12 protein-coding genes are annotated in these 16,592 nt (G+C 46.0%); 11 read left to right on the top strand and 1 reads right to left on the bottom strand.

Annotated elements, in window-relative coordinates:
• Positions 1-41: 41 nt before the first annotated feature.
• The 6 genes from ASD40_RS25030 (at position 42) to ASD40_RS25005 (ending at position 10,348) form a co-directional block, all read left to right on the top strand.
• Positions 42-1,055 (top strand): response regulator, encoded by a 1,014-nt coding sequence (locus tag ASD40_RS25030; RefSeq protein ID WP_057305849.1) that lies wholly within the window; start codon positions 42-44, stop codon positions 1,053-1,055.
• Positions 1,052-2,890, top strand: coding sequence for a sensor histidine kinase (locus tag ASD40_RS25025; RefSeq protein WP_057305848.1), 1,839 nt, complete (start codon positions 1,052-1,054; stop codon positions 2,888-2,890). The genes ASD40_RS25030 and ASD40_RS25025 overlap by 4 nt, the downstream gene beginning before the upstream one ends.
• Before the next feature lie 13 nt (positions 2,891-2,903).
• Complete coding sequence (locus ASD40_RS25020; RefSeq protein WP_063870831.1) at positions 2,904-4,919, top strand: alpha-L-arabinofuranosidase C-terminal domain-containing protein; 2,016 nt, start codon at positions 2,904-2,906, stop codon at positions 4,917-4,919.
• 122 nt (positions 4,920-5,041) lie between these two features.
• Positions 5,042-7,159, top strand: coding sequence for a hypothetical protein (locus tag ASD40_RS25015; RefSeq protein WP_057305846.1), 2,118 nt, complete (start codon positions 5,042-5,044; stop codon positions 7,157-7,159).
• A 15-nt stretch (positions 7,160-7,174) separates the two neighbouring features.
• On the top strand, positions 7,175-8,713 hold the full coding sequence (locus ASD40_RS25010) for an extracellular solute-binding protein (protein WP_057305845.1): 1,539 nt from the start codon (positions 7,175-7,177) through the stop codon (positions 8,711-8,713).
• Positions 8,714-8,803: 90 nt separating this feature from the next.
• A complete protein-coding gene (locus tag ASD40_RS25005; RefSeq protein WP_057305844.1) occupies positions 8,804-10,348 on the top strand; it encodes an arylsulfatase in 1,545 nt (514 codons plus the stop codon).
• 27 nt (positions 10,349-10,375) lie between these two features.
• Here the strand turns inward: ASD40_RS25005 and ASD40_RS37460 are convergent, their stop codons facing one another.
• Positions 10,376-10,645: a hypothetical protein gene (locus tag ASD40_RS37460; protein WP_156390184.1), complete on the bottom strand. Its 270-nt coding sequence runs from the start codon at positions 10,643-10,645 to the stop codon at positions 10,376-10,378.
• 168 nt (positions 10,646-10,813) lie between these two features.
• Here ASD40_RS37460 and ASD40_RS24995 point away from each other — a divergent pair, with 168 nt between their 5' ends.
• The 5 genes from ASD40_RS24995 to ASD40_RS24980 all read left to right on the top strand — a co-directional run bounded on the left by ASD40_RS24995 (position 10,814) and on the right by ASD40_RS24980 (position 16,577).
• The gene (locus ASD40_RS24995; RefSeq protein WP_057305842.1) at positions 10,814-11,374 is read left to right on the top strand and encodes a sulfatase-like hydrolase/transferase; all 561 of its coding nucleotides are present in this window, start codon (positions 10,814-10,816) and stop codon (positions 11,372-11,374) included.
• Positions 11,375-11,585: 211 nt separating this feature from the next.
• Positions 11,586-11,738, top strand: coding sequence for a hypothetical protein (locus tag ASD40_RS37455; RefSeq protein WP_156390183.1), 153 nt, complete (start codon positions 11,586-11,588; stop codon positions 11,736-11,738).
• Between the two features lie 83 nt (positions 11,739-11,821).
• Complete coding sequence (locus tag ASD40_RS24990; RefSeq protein ID WP_057305841.1) at positions 11,822-12,064, top strand: hypothetical protein; 243 nt, start codon at positions 11,822-11,824, stop codon at positions 12,062-12,064.
• A gap of 28 nt (positions 12,065-12,092) precedes the next feature.
• Positions 12,093-14,981, top strand: coding sequence for a fibronectin type III domain-containing protein (locus ASD40_RS24985; RefSeq protein ID WP_057305840.1), 2,889 nt, complete (start codon positions 12,093-12,095; stop codon positions 14,979-14,981).
• 165 nt (positions 14,982-15,146) lie between these two features.
• Positions 15,147-16,577 (top strand): LamG-like jellyroll fold domain-containing protein, encoded by a 1,431-nt coding sequence (locus tag ASD40_RS24980; protein ID WP_057305839.1) that lies wholly within the window; start codon positions 15,147-15,149, stop codon positions 16,575-16,577.
• The last annotated feature ends 15 nt before the right edge of the window (positions 16,578-16,592 follow it).

The raw sequence follows: 16,592 nt of genomic DNA, 5'->3' as shown, positions 1-16,592 counted from the left end.
AAAACAGTCTTCGACAGACCGTGAGATATAGGGGGATACAGATGTATCATGTGCTAGTAGTAGAAGACGAGCTGCTCATTAGGGATGCTATTGTAGAAATGGTTCAGCAAATGGATGGCTTTAAAGTGACTGGAGAAGCTTCCAGCTGCGAGGAAGGCTGGCGTCTCATCCAAGAGCTGTGGCCGACTGTGGTCATCACGGATATTCAAATGCCGGATAAGGATGGACTCGAGCTTACCCAGCGCATCCGAAATCAACGTTTACCGGTTGTCTCTATTATCATTAGCGGCCATGACAGCTTTCCTTATGCTCAAAATGCCATCCGATTGCATGTCTCTGAATATTTGCTTAAACCGATCTCGGAAAAGGAGCTTCACTCTGCGCTTTCCCGCTCTGTCAGCAGGTTAGAAACATTTGCAGAGCCCAATCAAATTTTGCTGGACATGCAGTTTTTTGTGGATAGTTTGCATCAATTCGAACCGATTCAGCTGTTTGAGCGAACTGATCATCTGCTGGGTGTCATCTTGGGTCAACGTTCATTAGAGAAGGGCGCTAAGATGAGTTATTTACGTATCTTTTTAGGTAAACTCGTGGAAGTTGTGAAGGTCATTTATCCTGCATTTGAGGAGGCTTCCGTTCCTGAGGATTTGAATGAGCATCAAGTCCGCCATGTCTTTCATGACCTTTTGCACGAGTGGATACGCCGCTATCCGCAGTTTGCCAATAATAACATGCGACTCGTTATTAAACGAGCTTGCGAGTACATTATGACCCACATGCAAGAAGAATTAACACTAAAGCAGATGGCTGATTATTCCAATTTGAGTACGTCTTATTTTGGTGTGTTGTTTAAACAGTATACGGGGAAAAGCTTTGTGAACTATGTAAACCAGATACGCATTGAAAAAGCCTTAGAATACCTTCGAAACTCAGACAAAAAAATATATGAGATTGCGGAAGAGGTTGGTTTTGCTTCATTGCCCTATTTCAACCGTGTGTTCAAGCATGTATCGTCCGTGACCCCAAATGAATATCGAAAGGGTCTGGGCTTATGAAGCGGGAAATTTGGTTTAGCCGATATTCGATCAAGGTAAAGTTGATTCTGATCCTACTGACGGTAACGCTTTCATCCATCTTGCTAACAGGGACCCTCTCCCAATATTTCTATATGAAAGCGGCGCGAAATGACTTTTTTCAGTTTGCAGATGATGCCTCTTATCGTCTCAATCATCAAATAGATCTCTATATTCAACAAATGAAAATTTCTGTTTCTTCACTAGTTGCGGGTCCTTTGCCAAAGCGAAACGATTTTACCCAATTGACTGGTAATTTCGGTATTATTCAGAATTGGCTGGCGAGTGAAGAACCGAGTACTCCTACTCAGCTGGCCGAATTGGAGGATGTGCTGAATAATTATGTCGCCCTCAATTACAGTGAGGTTGACAGTATGTTTCTGATGTCCTTGAGTGGACGTGTCGTCTCGAATATTCAGCACTTTGATCAAATATCTAAAACCTATCTGAATGAACCATGGTTTGCAATGGAGATGAGTTCTACCTTAAAGGTGCTGCCGACACACAGATCTCAAGTAACAGGTAAAAATGTCATCTCCTTGCTCGTGCCAATTTTCTCACTCGATACGATGAAATTGGCTGGAAGGCTAGTCATTAACTTGCGAATAAGCGATCTTGAAAAGACGATTGTACGGTCTTCTCTCGCTAAGAAAGGATATTTCTTTATCGTATCCAAAGAGGGCACGGTTGTGTATCATCCTGATTCGGAGTTGATTGGTAAACCCATTCAGGAAACAAAGTTATCCGAATTAAAGTTTAATGAGACTTCTTCTGTTCAGGATATTCAGGGTACGGAAATGCTGGTTGCTTACAACGAATCGGAGTTAGCCAAGTGGAAGTTGGTTGCGATGGTTCCGTTTGAAGAGATGGCAAGCGGTGTCAAAGTGGCACGTAACGCGATGATTGCAGCCATGCTAATTCTCGCCGCTGTCGTCCTTGTTCTCGTACCGATTGTTGCGCAGTGGTTCATTCGCCCTCTCCGGCGTTTAAAGCAATTAATGGAACATGTTGAAAAAGGGAATTTGGATGTTCGAGCGCAGGTCATTCCAGGCAAGGATGAAATTCAGCTGCTGAGCCGCAGCTATAACCGGATGACGGATCAACTTCATCAGCTCATTGAGACTATCAGCTCTATGAAAGTAAATGAGATGCACATTTTGCTAAGACAGAAAGAAGCCATGATCCAAGCACTGCAAAACCAGATTAACCCGCATCTCCTGTATAACACTTTAGAAATCATTAACAGTCTGGCCTATATAGAAAAAAATGAACGCATTCAAGTGATTGCCAAAAACCTGGGAGACTATTACCGGTACACGGCCTCTATCATAGAGCCTGTTGTTACATTAAGAGAAGAACTTAATCAATTGGAAAAATATTTGGAAATTATTAAGATTCGATTTCCAAAGCATTTTCAAAGCCGCTTTTATGTCAATGAAAAGTATTTGGATGTGCTAATTGTGAAATGTTCACTACAGCCAATACTAGAAAATGCCATTAAATATGCGGTTGAACCGAAGAGCGGACGTGGAACAGTCATTGTCAGTGCTTACAATGAAGCACAGGACTTAATTATTGAAATTGCTGACAATGGCAATGGCATTGCAGTAAGCAAGTTGGCAGAATTACAGGAACGGTTGGATTGGATCCTTACCCAGGCTAACGAAACGCTAATGAAAAGTGAGTCGCTAGGGATTGTCAATGTGCATGCACGTTTAGTGCTGCAATACGGTCCCTCCTATGGTTTGACGATCACGTCATTTGAGAATAGAGGGACAGTTGTCTCCATAAGAGTACCTTTACTTAAGAAAGAGTGAAGAAGGAGGGGAAATGATGACTGAAGCGCGATTAATCGTTGGTAATGACATTTCAGGTCACACCATAAATCCCTTTATATTTGGGAATTTTATCGAGGATATTGATGATCATATGCCAGCGATGCTGGCTTATCCACTCAGGAATATGGATTTCGAAGAGGAAGACCATAATCTGGATGGTGTTTCGGGTTCCTGGTATCCGCTTAATTTCGGAAAGCACACCCAATTTGCGATAGAACCAGCTGCAAGAGGGCATGCGGGACATAGTCAAAAAATTAGATTGTTTAACAAGGATAGGTGCATGTCAGGGATCGCGCAGTGTATTCACATTGAAGATGGTGTACCTCATACCCTGCGCATGTATATGCGGGCTACGCGTGAAATCCACAGGGTTCTGGTAAAACTGCTTGATCGGAGCAACGGGGAGGTTCTTGGCTCGACAGAGCTCGAAGTTACGGAACATCGTTGGAAAGAAGTTGCGGGTAACCTGGAGATTTCTCGTTCCTGTGCTGCTGTCGAAATGCAGGTGTGGGCGATACCGCTGCCTCCAGCGGAATGGGAGGACTCGGTTTCAACAGGGATGATTTGGTTCGATCATATTTCTATACTCCCTGATCAACAGACGGGGTTATTGAAGAAAGACGTATTTCAAATGGCTAAGGCATTGAATTGCGGTATCATGCGACTGGGTGGCAACTACATCAGTTTGTACCATTGGGAGGACTTCGTCGGTTCGACGTATCACAGACCCAATTACATCAATGAGGCATGGGAGCAGGCTGGGCAGGTGCATAAATATTTTGGTACCGACGAATTCGTCTCTTTGTGCCGACAGCTTGGTGTGGAGCCCCAAATCTGTGTGAATATGGGTACGGGAACAGCGGAGGAAGCTGCTCAGTGGGTGGAATATTGCAATGGGGACGTCTTAACACCGATGGGGGCCATGCGAGCAAGCAATGGACATCCAGAGCCATACGGAGTCAAGTATTGGGAAATTGGCAATGAAATGTACGGTCCATGGCAGGCAGGCGTGTGTTCTGCTGAACATTATGCGGACAATTATTTATCATTTGCAAAAGCAATGAAAGAAAAGGATTCATCCATTCGATTATTAGGTTGTGGAACGGCCAGAGATTCGCTTGCCCCGGGATGGAATCGAAAAGTGCTGGAATTAGCCGGTTCAGCCATGGATTACCTGACACTTCATCTGTATCAAGGACAAAATTTCTTTCCTATGGATGCCGGGACCCCAGGTGAAGTCCGTTTCAAAGCGATAACGGCCTTTCCTGAAGTAGCAAGGTCTTTATTTGGTGAATTGGAGTCGATTATTCAAGGCAGTGAAGATCTAAAGCATTTGAAAATTGCGGTTACAGAATGGAATACCATGTATTTCCCCAATCCTGATTTGCCGAACAATCATACATTAGAAGCTGCGGTTGCCAATGCCTGCATGCTTAACGAAATGATTCGACAGAGTCATCTGGTCCATATCGCCAACTTCTCTGATTTAGTTAATGGTTGGGTGGGCGGCTGTATCCGAGTCGGAGATCATTATGAGCGCATGAAGAAGCCAGGCTGGAGTGGACGTCAGGACACCATATTCGGAACGGCGACCTATCACCTTTTACGTCTGTATGCGAATCGTCAATTGCATCGAGTTGTGGAAACCCAGGTACTTTGCCATACGTTTGATGCCGGGGTATCAAAGCTTGATCTTCCTTTGGATAAACTGCCTAATTTGGATGTTGTGACTTGTATTTCCGAGCAGAACGATATCTTGACGATGTTTATCGTAAATCGGAGTTTGGAGAATGTCCCATTGACCTGTGATTTGGCTGCGTGGAGACCGTTGGATGGTGCGCTTCTTTATACGATTATAGGAGAACACTATGAGGATTATAATACCGTATTTGAACCGATTAAAATTAAAGAAGAGGTTCTGAACACCCGGATTGTGGGGGCGAATTGGAGCTATGAATTGCAACCTCATGCGGTCTATGTTCTCGAAGTCCAGTTGACAACTTCCTAATGAAATCGGATAACATTTCGAGTTTCTGTGTAACGAAAAAAAACGGAATTACATACATACTAGAACAAGCAGGACAACAAGCTTGACAAATACGAGAAATTGAGACAAAAGGAGGAGCAGCCTTGGGACTTAACATACGCCTTCACACAGCACCTGAGAAAGCGAGCCATTGGCAAATAGATAAGCGGATATTTGGGAAATTTTTTGAAATGAATGGGAAGGATACCTATCCAGGTATTATTGATGATTGTATCGCCAATGGCTCCTTTGAGATTTGGTTTTCGAAAAGAAAAAAGGATGGCACGAATTTACCGTGGACGATGCGGACAGAAATCATGTACAGGGACACCCCACATACATCGGGATTGGCTTATCCCTGGGAGCCTGTCGGCGATCAGGAGGGTGCATTTGAACAGCTGCAAGGCGGGGTTCACGGAAAACCAGCGTGGAAGAGCTACCAGCGAATGAAGCTTACGGACGGCGTGAGAAGAAGAGGGATTGTGCAGCGAATTACACTGGCTGATGAACGAACTTTAGAATATCGCCTGCAGTTCTATGCACGAGCATCGGGTTCTTTTACCCGCCTGCATACGGCGCTTGAGGATAAAGCGGGTGTGAGGCTAAGTGAAAGCAGTGTGGAGTTAACTGAAAATTGGAAGCGTTACGATCTGCTGCTCACCCTGGATCGAGCCAGTGAATTCCGTTATTCAGATTCTCCCTTTGGTGAATACAGATTAAGCTTGATAGCCGATGCAGATGGGGAAAGTACGGTTGATCTCGATTGGGTGATGTTGACTTCCGGAGATGCGGTAGAAGGTTTGTTTAACCCCACGACCATAGAGCTGCTGAAGATGTACAATGTCACCTCTATACGCTGGGGCGGTAATTATGCCAATGAATATAATTGGAAAGATGGGATCGGCCCTTGGCTGCAACGACCCGTTCGAGATAATCAAAATTGGGGTGGTCTGGAGCCCAACTATTTTGGTACCAACGAATTCCTTAGATTCTGTCAATTAATCGAAGCGGAGCCATTCTTAAATGTCGGTTTCAGCTATGACTTGCCTCCTGAACTTGCAGCAGAGTGGGTTGAATATGTGAATGGAGATATCACCACTCCCATGGGGCGTTTGCGCGCTGAACATGGTTATCCGGAACCGTGGGGAGTTAAGCTTTGGCAGGTTGGCAATGAGAGCTATGGGGATTATCAATTCGGTTATACGAACTCAATCGATTTTTCCAAGCGAATTCAAACGTACTATACCATGATGAAAAAGATAGATCCTTCCATTTCCATTATTATGGCTGGAGAGGACCCGAGTTATGTGGATTACTCTGAAATTCCAGGCCAGCCGCCTATATGGAACAAACGAATGTTCGAGATTGCAGGCCCTGCATATATCGACGGGCTCGATATCCACCAGTACACAAGAGGAATACGGGATGAAGGCTTGCGAAAGGAATGGTTAGCAAGCAATGCTGCTGATCCATCTTTCTATAATCAAGTTCTGGTTTCCTATCCAACCCAATACGAAGCTAATATTCAAGAACTGAAGGAACTGGCTAAAGGATACGGGTTCGAGCCTCTGGCGCTGGAAATAGGGGAATGGAATCTGGAACCGGAAACGGATATGAATTGGCCAAAAGCGGAGTTTGAAACGATGGCTCACGCGTGTTATGTTTCCTCCATGTTTAATACCTTTATTCGACAAGGTGATTCTGTCAAATACGCCTACCAAAGAGACAATACCCTATATTATCGGGCTTACCCCGTGGATATGAGGCCTGTGAATCCAGGAAATGATACGTCACGGTTTTATGCGGAACCTTTCTTGCGCACCGATACGAACTGGCGGCGATTGGAGATTGAAACAGAAGGCTCGTCGTTTACGATGCCGCAGACCTGGGTTCGAATCCGACCTATGGAACAAGTTCCGCATGTTGATGCCGCCGCAGTTATTTCAGATCGGAATGATGAAATCATCCTGTTTCTTGTGAATCGAGATCTGAGTTTTGCCCATACCGTTCATTTAGAAGGAGAATGTTTAACAGGGGAGATGAAATCATCGGTCCTGCTTCAGTACGGTGATTCACCTTTTCTAAGACATACCGATTGGTATGTAAAGAGCGGCTATCATATCATCGAATCACAGCTAGCTGTAGCCTCTGATGGACGAGCAGAAATAAGTATGCCTGCAGGTTCGGTTGCGAGGGTCTCATTGAAATTTATTAACGTTTAAAGAGGGGGAGCTTCTATGAAAAAAAAGTGCTTGTTAAGTTTAGCTCTGCTGCTTTCTGTAAGCAGTTTATCCGCATGCTCCACGAATGGAAGCCAGAAATCAGAAGCGGGAGGTACTTCAACGCCTTCTGCGGCAAGCCTTGACGACGGGAAGGAGCTCATGAATATCTCATTGATGGTGCCGCAATATGCTGAAATCGGACCTTCGAATGATTCTGCTCTCATTAAGAAGTTGAATGAAAAGTTAAACATCAAGCTTGATATTCAGTGGATTCCCGGCGCAAGCTACAACGACAAAATAAGTGTTCTTGCTGCTTCAAACAGCCTTCCCGATGTATATCGTATTGCTCCCGAAGATTATATGCAGTGGCGTGACAGAGGCGTGTTTCTGGATGTAAAACCTTATCTGGGTGCGTACCCTAATTTGACCAAGCAGCTTCCTGAAGCAGCATGGATGGAATTAAATGCCAAGGGTTCCTATTATGGCATTCCGTATTATGGCATTCCGCATCTCTTCTCCATGTCCATCCGGAAGGATTGGCTAGATAAATTGAATCTGAAAGTGCCTGAGACGATCGATGAATTTTATAACGTGGCTAAAGCTTTTGTAACGCAAGATCCAGATGGGAATGGCAAGGCGGATACGACTGGCTTCTCTATCCTGGCCCTTGCCAACGGCACATTCGGCAATGCAGCCTATTTGCAGGGAGCGTTCGGATTAGGGAATGAATGGGCTTTGAAAGATGGTAAGCTTGTGGCGATGCAAGCGCAAAGAGAGGAACTGAAGGGTTTCATTGGGTTCCTTAGAAAGGCATTTGCAGAGGGTGTAATGGATAAGAACTTCTTAGTTATGAAGCCTGCGGACGCGAGAAATAAGCTATGGAACGGACAATCGGGGATTCAGCTTGTAAATCCGAATGAAGCCATTCGTTTGGATATTCCAAACATCAAGAAGAATGCACCTCAAGCGGAGCTTATTCAACTTCTGCCACCTGCTGGGCCTACGGGAATCAGAGCGACACAAACGGAGGGCAGTGGTCAGGTGAAGGTCGTCATTAATAAGAATACAGATCCCAAGAAACAGCAGCGTATTCTCAAACTCCTTGATTACATGCTTTCAGATGAAGGATATGATCTCATTAAAGAAGGCGTAGAAGGTGTCGATTATAAGAAGAAGGACGATGGCAGCTTTGAGAAGCTTCAGACGAAAGAAACCGGAAATCTATTCTCTATTAACTTTTTCCGTCGTGCCGATAAAGCGATCCAGCTCCATAAATATAACGATCAGGGTTATGTGAAGCAGGTTGAACAATGGCTGAACAACAATGATAAATATGATTGGCCGAATGTTGGATTAGGTTTGGCTGCAGAGACAGAAGCCAACAAGAAGGTAAATATAACAACGTTAAATACGAAGTGGATGTCTTCCATGGCGCGTGTTATTGCCAATGATGCACCGATGGAAGAAATAGACAAAGCAGTGGACGAATGGTTGAAAAATGGCGGCGAGCAACTAACCAAAGAGGTGAATGAAATCTACAAACAGCGTAAATAAAAAATGCTATCCACATACAATCGTTTAAATGAAAGAGGAGTAAGGAACTGTCAGCGCCAATAATCATGTCGAAGGGAAAGGCGGACTCAAATGAATCAGAACCAAAAACCGAATGTCATTGTGATTCTGGCGGATGATATGGGATACTCGGATATCGGATGCTATGGAGGTCATATCGACACTCCACATCTCGACAGGCTGGCCAGTAACGGGATTCGATTTACCGAATTTTCGAATACGGCTCGATGCTCGCCGTCCAGAGCGTCACTCTTAACCGGTCTGCATCCGCATCAAGCAGGGATGGCGCACCTTCAAGGCAAGTACGGTCCATACACCGAGCGACTGAGCGATCACTGCGTAACGATTGCGGAGGTGCTTAAGGGCAGCGGTTACGGAACCTATCATTCCGGTAAATGGCATGCGGGCGTCGTGCCTGCCCACCAAAGAGGCTTTGATCAATCGATCGTGTATACCCCGGAATATTTTAACCCTGAGAAGGTTGCTTTAAACGGGCAGAAACTGGATCCCGACAGCTTCGACGACGATTTTTTTTCGACGGATCATATGACGGATCAAGCTATTGGGTTTCTTAGGAAGCATCGCGAGCAAATGCCGAATCAGCCTTACTTTTTGTACTTGGCTTTCAATGCTCCCCATTTTCCTTTACAGGCGAAGGAGAAAGATATTCAAAAATACAAGGGCCGATTTGATCAAGGTTGGGATGTGTTAAGGGACGAAAAATTCGGGCGCATGCAGGATATGAATATAATTGATGCATCCTGGGAGTTGTCGCCGCAAGCGGCCTCCGCTGCTTCGCCTTGGGCGGAAGAGCCTCATAAAGCGTGGAGGCTTCGCGCATTTGAGGTATACGCTGCAATGGTGGATTGTATGGATCAAAACATCGGCCGCTTGCTTCAATCTCTCGAAGAAGTCGATGAGCTGGACAATACACTCATCATGTTCTTGTCCGATAATGGGGGGAGCGGAGAGTTTCCAGAAATTCAAAATCCTGATTTTCTTCCAGGCGGGCCAGACTACCTCACCGGAAACGGCCATTATGGCTATGGCTGGGCCAATCTATCCAACACACCGTTTCGAATGTATAAGCATTATATCCACGAGGGCGGAATTGCTTCACCTTTTATCGTTCATTGGCCTGCCGGTTTGGAGGACAAGGGTGATCTTCGAAGATCTCCCGCACAGCTTACCGATATCATGGCTACGATTGTAGAAGTAACCGGTTCCGTCTATCCAAAGGCGTATAATGGAAATCAAATTATACCGATGGAAGGGACAAGTATGGTTTCCATATGGAAGAACGATACGTCAATGAAGGAGTATTTGTTCTGGGAACATGAGGGTAATTGCGGAGTAAGGCATAAGAACTGGAAGCTGGTCAGGTTCTATGCCCAGCCTTGGGAGCTGTATGATATGGTGAGCGACGGAACGGAAGTAAATGACTTGGCCGAACAGTATCCGGAAGTCGTACGGCGGTTGGAGGAAGAATACGTACGATGGACGCAAAGAGCGAACGTGCTGACCAGGGAACAATACTTAAAGTTTGATAAAAATGCGGGAAAAAAAGAACAGGTAGTAGATATCCGAAAATTAAAGGAATCTTACCCCAAGAAATAACGGCGGTCGAGCCTTGAAGAAGAACTTTCAGCGGCCAGCGCTTAGCGGTTCACCCCCACCCGGGTAATGAGCCACCAAGCGTTGGCCGTCTGCGATTTTGCCGTAAGGGACGTAATTTGTCGGATGGTGCTGCTGCATAGTTACAGGGCTGAAGCAAAGTCCACAGTAGGAGAGGAGCAGTATATTACAAGCAGCCGTTAATCCGATGATAGAAGCCATCATTGCAATAGCCTGTTCAGGCGCCGGACAGGCTATTCCCTGTTCCGCAGTCATCGCGGCGTGGCGGATGTTGTGCATTGCCCGGCGCAGTATAATTCGCCTTCCGTTACCCTGTATCTATGCACATATTGAGGCCAATCCATCCCAGCCAAACCGGAGGAATCGTTATACATCCTGTCAACCGATGGGTCGAATGGCTCCCATCCCGTTCCATTCAAGGTAAAGTATTTGCGGCTTTCCTCCGACATGGAATCGGCTTCCGCCGATCCGTTGGATCCGGCTTCATTCGATGAGCTCAAGGCTCAGCGTATCGGCGAGAAGGAGTCCAAGGAAATCGAAATCGAAGGACGGCACTATTTGGTGGTCAAGTTTCAATCGGCATTCACCGGCTGGACAATGCTAGAACTGATCCCGATGGACTCGCTTCTAAGCAAGTCGGTTCGTCTTCGTAAGCAGCTGCACCGCATGCGAGCCTATTATTATGCCAATATCACGATGATCGACGAGAAGATTGGTGGAATTATAAGCGCATTGGGCGAAAAAGGGTACTTGGACAATACTGTCATTATTTTCACCTCGGATCATGGGGAAATGCTGGGGGATAAATATCATATTTTAAAATGGTCTATGTATGACGCCGTAACCCGTGTCCCCATAATTGTGTGGGCACCTGGTCGATTCAAGGGAGGCCGCCGCATGGATCCTTTGTCAGCATTTCGATATCGCACCTGTCATTATGGAGCTTGCAGGCTTGGACGTCCCGGCATCATGGGAAACAAAAAGCGTAATGCCGGCTCTACGGAATGAGGATGAGCATTCTTCGTGAAATCGGTTAACTAATCAAGGTTCTGTGCAACTAAATTATGGTTTGCTTTTATTATAATAAGATCATGCTCAGTATAATTACACGGCTGAGCTTATGAAATGCAAGGAATAACCGATAGGGAGGGGGCTTCTTCATAATGCAGAGTTTGGTTCAAAGAGGCGGACAACCGTAAGGTTCCAACAGGAATGGGTCATGGCTAGCGAATGGCAGGGTGATAAGGGGATAATCGGCAAGTTTTTCGAAATTGGCAATGAATGGGCATTGAAGGATGGCAAGCTAGTAGCGGTACAGGTGAAAACAAAGGAGCAGAAGGCTTTCATTGATTTACTGAAAGCGTTTGCATAAGATGTTCTAGACAAAGATTTTCTGTTCATGAAGTCGACGGACGCGGCAACAAACTTTGGAAAGGCCAACTCGGCATAGAGATCGTGAATCCGACCGAAGTGCTGTGGCTTGACTTACCGAATACACAGAAGAACTCTTCGGGTGCTTCTATTGTTCAGCTTGAATCCAAATGGATGTCCATAATGGCCAGAGTCATTACCGGTGAAGCGCCGCTGGATACGATTGATGCGGTTGTTGAGGATTGGAAGAAGAACGGCGGCGATGAGCTGTCCAAGGAGGTGAACCAGCTGTATCAGCAGTGGAATGAAGTGAGGCTTTGGTCATAAGTTAATGAATTCACGAGGAGGAATAGAATTGAAAAAATTAGCGAAATCTGCTCTGGTCCTGGCCATGATTGCATCAAGCATGTTTGCTTCGCCATTCCATAACACAGTGCAAGCTGCAGATTATACAGCAACGATCGATATCGATACGAGTACGGTTACTTCTTACAACCCCGACTTTAGAGGAGTGAATAATGAACCAGAACGAACCGCGATTAAATTTAATGACCCAGAATTAATCAATGCCGCTATTGACTACGGGCGTATCGGTTTTGTCAGATGGCCAGGTGGAACACCTACCAACGCCTTTTCGTGGAAGCTTGGACTGACGGATACCGAATTTACAGGTCAAACGCAAAAGGAAGATCGGCGCTATTACAATCAAATCTATTCTAAGCGCTATCAGATTGCTAAAGGTGATGAAAGGATATCTGATTATGTGGATTTTCTTCAGCAGACAGGCGCCAAAGCAGTCATTATGGTCAATGTCCTGCAGTATAACCCAGAACAGGCACGTGACTTAGCGAAGTACCTCTATCAAAACCATGTTCCTGTGGTGTATTTCGAGTTAGGCAATGAAATATCGTTCTATGTACAGGGGGTCGGAAACCAGCAACCTGCATTCAAGAGCGGCACAGACTATTTGGATCGTGTAAAGACGTTTAATGACGTAATTAAGAGCGAATATCCGGGTGCAAAAACGGTCGTATCGATGAGCAATTTGCAGGTAGCGGCATTTGACGACGATGTGATCAATTATCCAACTCCTTATTGGGACGCGATAACGACACACAGGTTCAGAGGAGACGGTGCTACTAGCACAGTGGCTATGAAGGATGCAAACACATATTTGGATGATTGGGTGCCCTTTATCAACAGCACGTATTCGGCCAAATTTACCAACCCAAATATTTTTATCGGAGAGCACGGAGTGAAGCTGGGGGGCTTGCTTGACAGTACCCAGTACCATGGGGTTTATGTAAGCGAGTCCATTCTCCGATTGGTTACCCATCCAGATGTTTCTTATTTAGCCGGATACCGAATGGCTAATGGCTTCTTTACCCCTGGCACCGATTTCGGGACAAAGCTGGAGGACGCGTATCAAGACGGGAATACGGTGGATATTCCTTCGCTTTCATTCAATTCTTTCTACGCTGCGCCTTCCGCATCGCTCAAAGTGCTGGATGGTGCGGTCAATCAAGGCACTACAGCTTGGGGTACAACCGTAACCGGCGGAACGACAGTAGATAAAACCACAGGAACGATGAGCGCGTTGTTTGCCCAAGCATTCAAGGGAGATAACGGCAAAAACTACGTCGTCATTACAAACAAATCGGCAAGCACCCATGATGTCACAATTAAGGTTAACGGCTCTAATGTTACTGCTGCTATGACAAAAACGTACACAACCAGCACCGACCCGCTAGCAGTTAACACGGACGTCGCGCCGAGCACGATTGCGGTACAGTCCGGGTCAACAGGGAACCCTGTTCTCGTGCCCGCCTACAGTGTCATGAGAGTCGAATGGAACGGAACGGGTACGCCGGATATACCAAGAAACACTAATCTCATATATGCCGATATAAGCAGCACTGCTGTCAATTTGAAATGGCAGAGTAGTCTTAATGCAACAGGGTACAAGGTGAAATACGGTACAACCTCGGGCTCCCACCCTACAACGATAGATGTCGGAAATGCGCTGACCAAAAATGTTACGGGATTAACGAACGGTTCAACCTATTACTTTGTCATTACGGCTTACAACTCTGCGGGCGAAAGTGGGGTGTCCAACGAAGTAGGCGCTCAGCTTGCTGCTCCCACGGCACCTCTAGCACGGAGAGCCTATGCCGAAACGTCCGGCAATATTGGCGTCGAATGGCAGAGCGTCAATGGAGCGACCGGCTACAAGGTTAAGTACGGCACCGTCTCCGGAACATATCCGAACGTGATTGATGTCGGGAATAATCTTGGCCAGTTGGTGATGGGACTGACGCCTGGAACGACCTACTACTTTGTCCTTACTGCATATAACGGGGCTGGAGAGAGCAGCGCTTCTTCTGAGTTAACTGCCGTTGCTGCGGGCAGCCTTCCTCTCGCTCCGCACGATGCGCAGATTGGCAGTGAGACCAGCACAGCAATTACGATTAACTGGGAACCGACCAGGATTGAAACGTACCACAAATATTTTGAGGATGGTACATCGACTGGATGGACGCCGAATATTGGCACATGGTCGCTAGTTAACGATTTGACGCGAGGTGTTTCGTTCTATCAGTCCAGTTTAGCTAATACGTCATTGACCACCTTTAGCGCGAGCGCTACCGGCGATTACGGAGGGGAGGCCATGATTGAACAGGCGGCTACTGCGACCGGGAAAACAGCTTATGCATACGGACTGGCAGCAAGAATAGTGGACAATACCAACTATTACAAATTCATATACAATATAAATGAAGACAAATTCAAAATCGTAAAGGTGGTTAACGGTACGGAGACTGTGCTTGTAAGCAAAACGCGGGCGCAGGTGCTCACTGATACGAATGCGACTGAGCTCGATCTGACTCGGCTTCATATGTATTTCCGTGTAGAGGGAAGTACACTGACGGGATCTGTTAACCAGCTCGGGCCAATTCTTAGCGCAACCGACAGTACACATTCGAGCGGAAAATTAGGTCTGTACAGCCTGAATGTGCAAGCGAAGTACGACTGGGTAAGGCTGTATCGCAACAATACGGACAGCTATACCGTCTACCGAAGCACACAGCCGCACACGAATTTCACCGCCATTCAGTCCGGAATTACGGGTACCTCGTACACTGATAGCGGGCTGACCGCGGGCACCGTCTACTATTATCGGATTCGTGCGGTCAATACAAATGGAGAGAGCTATCACTACTCCAATACGTTAAGAAAAAATTAGTGGGGGACAGTGAAGTTACACCTGTCAAGTAGACACTAATCTTCAATGAAAGAGGGAATTTTGATGTCCCTTTTCCTCACCTGTCGCACCACTTTCTCTATTAAGAAATCGTAGGAACAACGATATACTAAGCGTAGGTACAAACACGAGAGGGGTACACATCAGATGCTTACATCAAGCAATAATAATCAAAACGCATTTCTAATGGGCTATTTCCGCTCAGGTCCTGGGCAGACGCATAAGGTAGAAAAATTGCATTATGCCTATAGCCGTGATGGAAAGCATTGGTATGAATTGAATAATAATAAACCGCTCTGGGCTTCCAGTTTAGGTGAAGGAATTTTAAGGGATCCGTATATTAGTAAAGGTCCGGACGGAAAATGGCATCTCGTATTTACTATTCGTCCACTCGGACCTACGATTGGATATGCGACTTCGGACGATTTAATTCACTGGAAAGAAGAAAGAGCACTACCTGTCATGAAGGATATTCCTGAAACCGTCAACAGTTGGGCACCCGAGTTTTCCTATGATCAAGCTAATGGAGATTTTATTATTTACTGGGCTTCAAGCGTAGGGGAAGATTTAAGTAACAGCAAGCATTTTTGCACGCGAACTAAAGATTGGAAAACATTCTCCAAGACAGAATTGTTCTATGATCCGGGCTTTCAAACCATTGACGCCAGTCTGGCGGAGCATGACGGGAAATATTACATGGCTATTAAAGATGAAAGCCATGTATATGAGCCGTTGAAATATCCGCACCCGCCAATGAACTTCTTAGCTGTATCAGATCAGATGGAAGGTCCCTATGAAATCATTCCGAACGTCCAAACACCGGATTACACGGAGGGACCGGAATTTCTTTGGGTCGACAAAGAGAAGAAATGGCTATTATTTTATGACTATTGGGCATATGGCAAGTTCGGCGTTATGGAATCTTCAGATATGACCCAATGGTCAAACGAATTGGATGAGGGGATGATTCGCTTCCCTTACCGCGCGAGACATGCGACCATGTTTCCTATCAGCGAACAGGAGCTTCAGCGTCTGCTGGATAGGTATGCACTACTGGTACAGTACAGGACGCCTACTTATTCGCCTGTCAGGGTTGCTGCGGAGGGAACGAAGGGCTTTTTCCACGACGCCTTCTCCATGCGGTCCGTCACGATGGAGATTCAGCCGCAGTCTGTTTCAGGTACTCATGTTTTGTTGGATGAAGGTGATTCAGATAACGGTCTTGCACTTCGTATCCAGGATGGCCGTTTGGAAGGGGCTGTATGCTCCCACGGAAACAGGTTGATTGTTTCCGGTGAGCTCGGTCTAATGGAACTGTCACAATGGCACAGTATTGCCGTGACCTATGATGAAGGGAAGCTATGCCTATATGTGAACGGCGCAGCTATCGCTGAAGGCAGTGCTTCATTTGCCTTAGTAAAAGCTCATGATCGTGCAGGTGGCTACGGAGGAAGATTTGGTGCGGATGCATTTGGCGATCAAGGAGGTAAATTAGCTTTTGACGGAGGCATCAAGAATGTACGCGTTTATTCTGTTCCGCTGCAGAAAGAGGATATAATTTTAATAACAGGCTCCTAAACTATAGTTGTTACC

The sequence above is a fragment of the Paenibacillus sp. Root444D2 genome (assembly GCF_001426375.1).
Lineage (GTDB): Bacteria > Bacillota > Bacilli > Paenibacillales > NBRC-103111 > Paenibacillus_E.
This window is presented reverse-complemented; position numbering and strand designations above follow the sequence as displayed.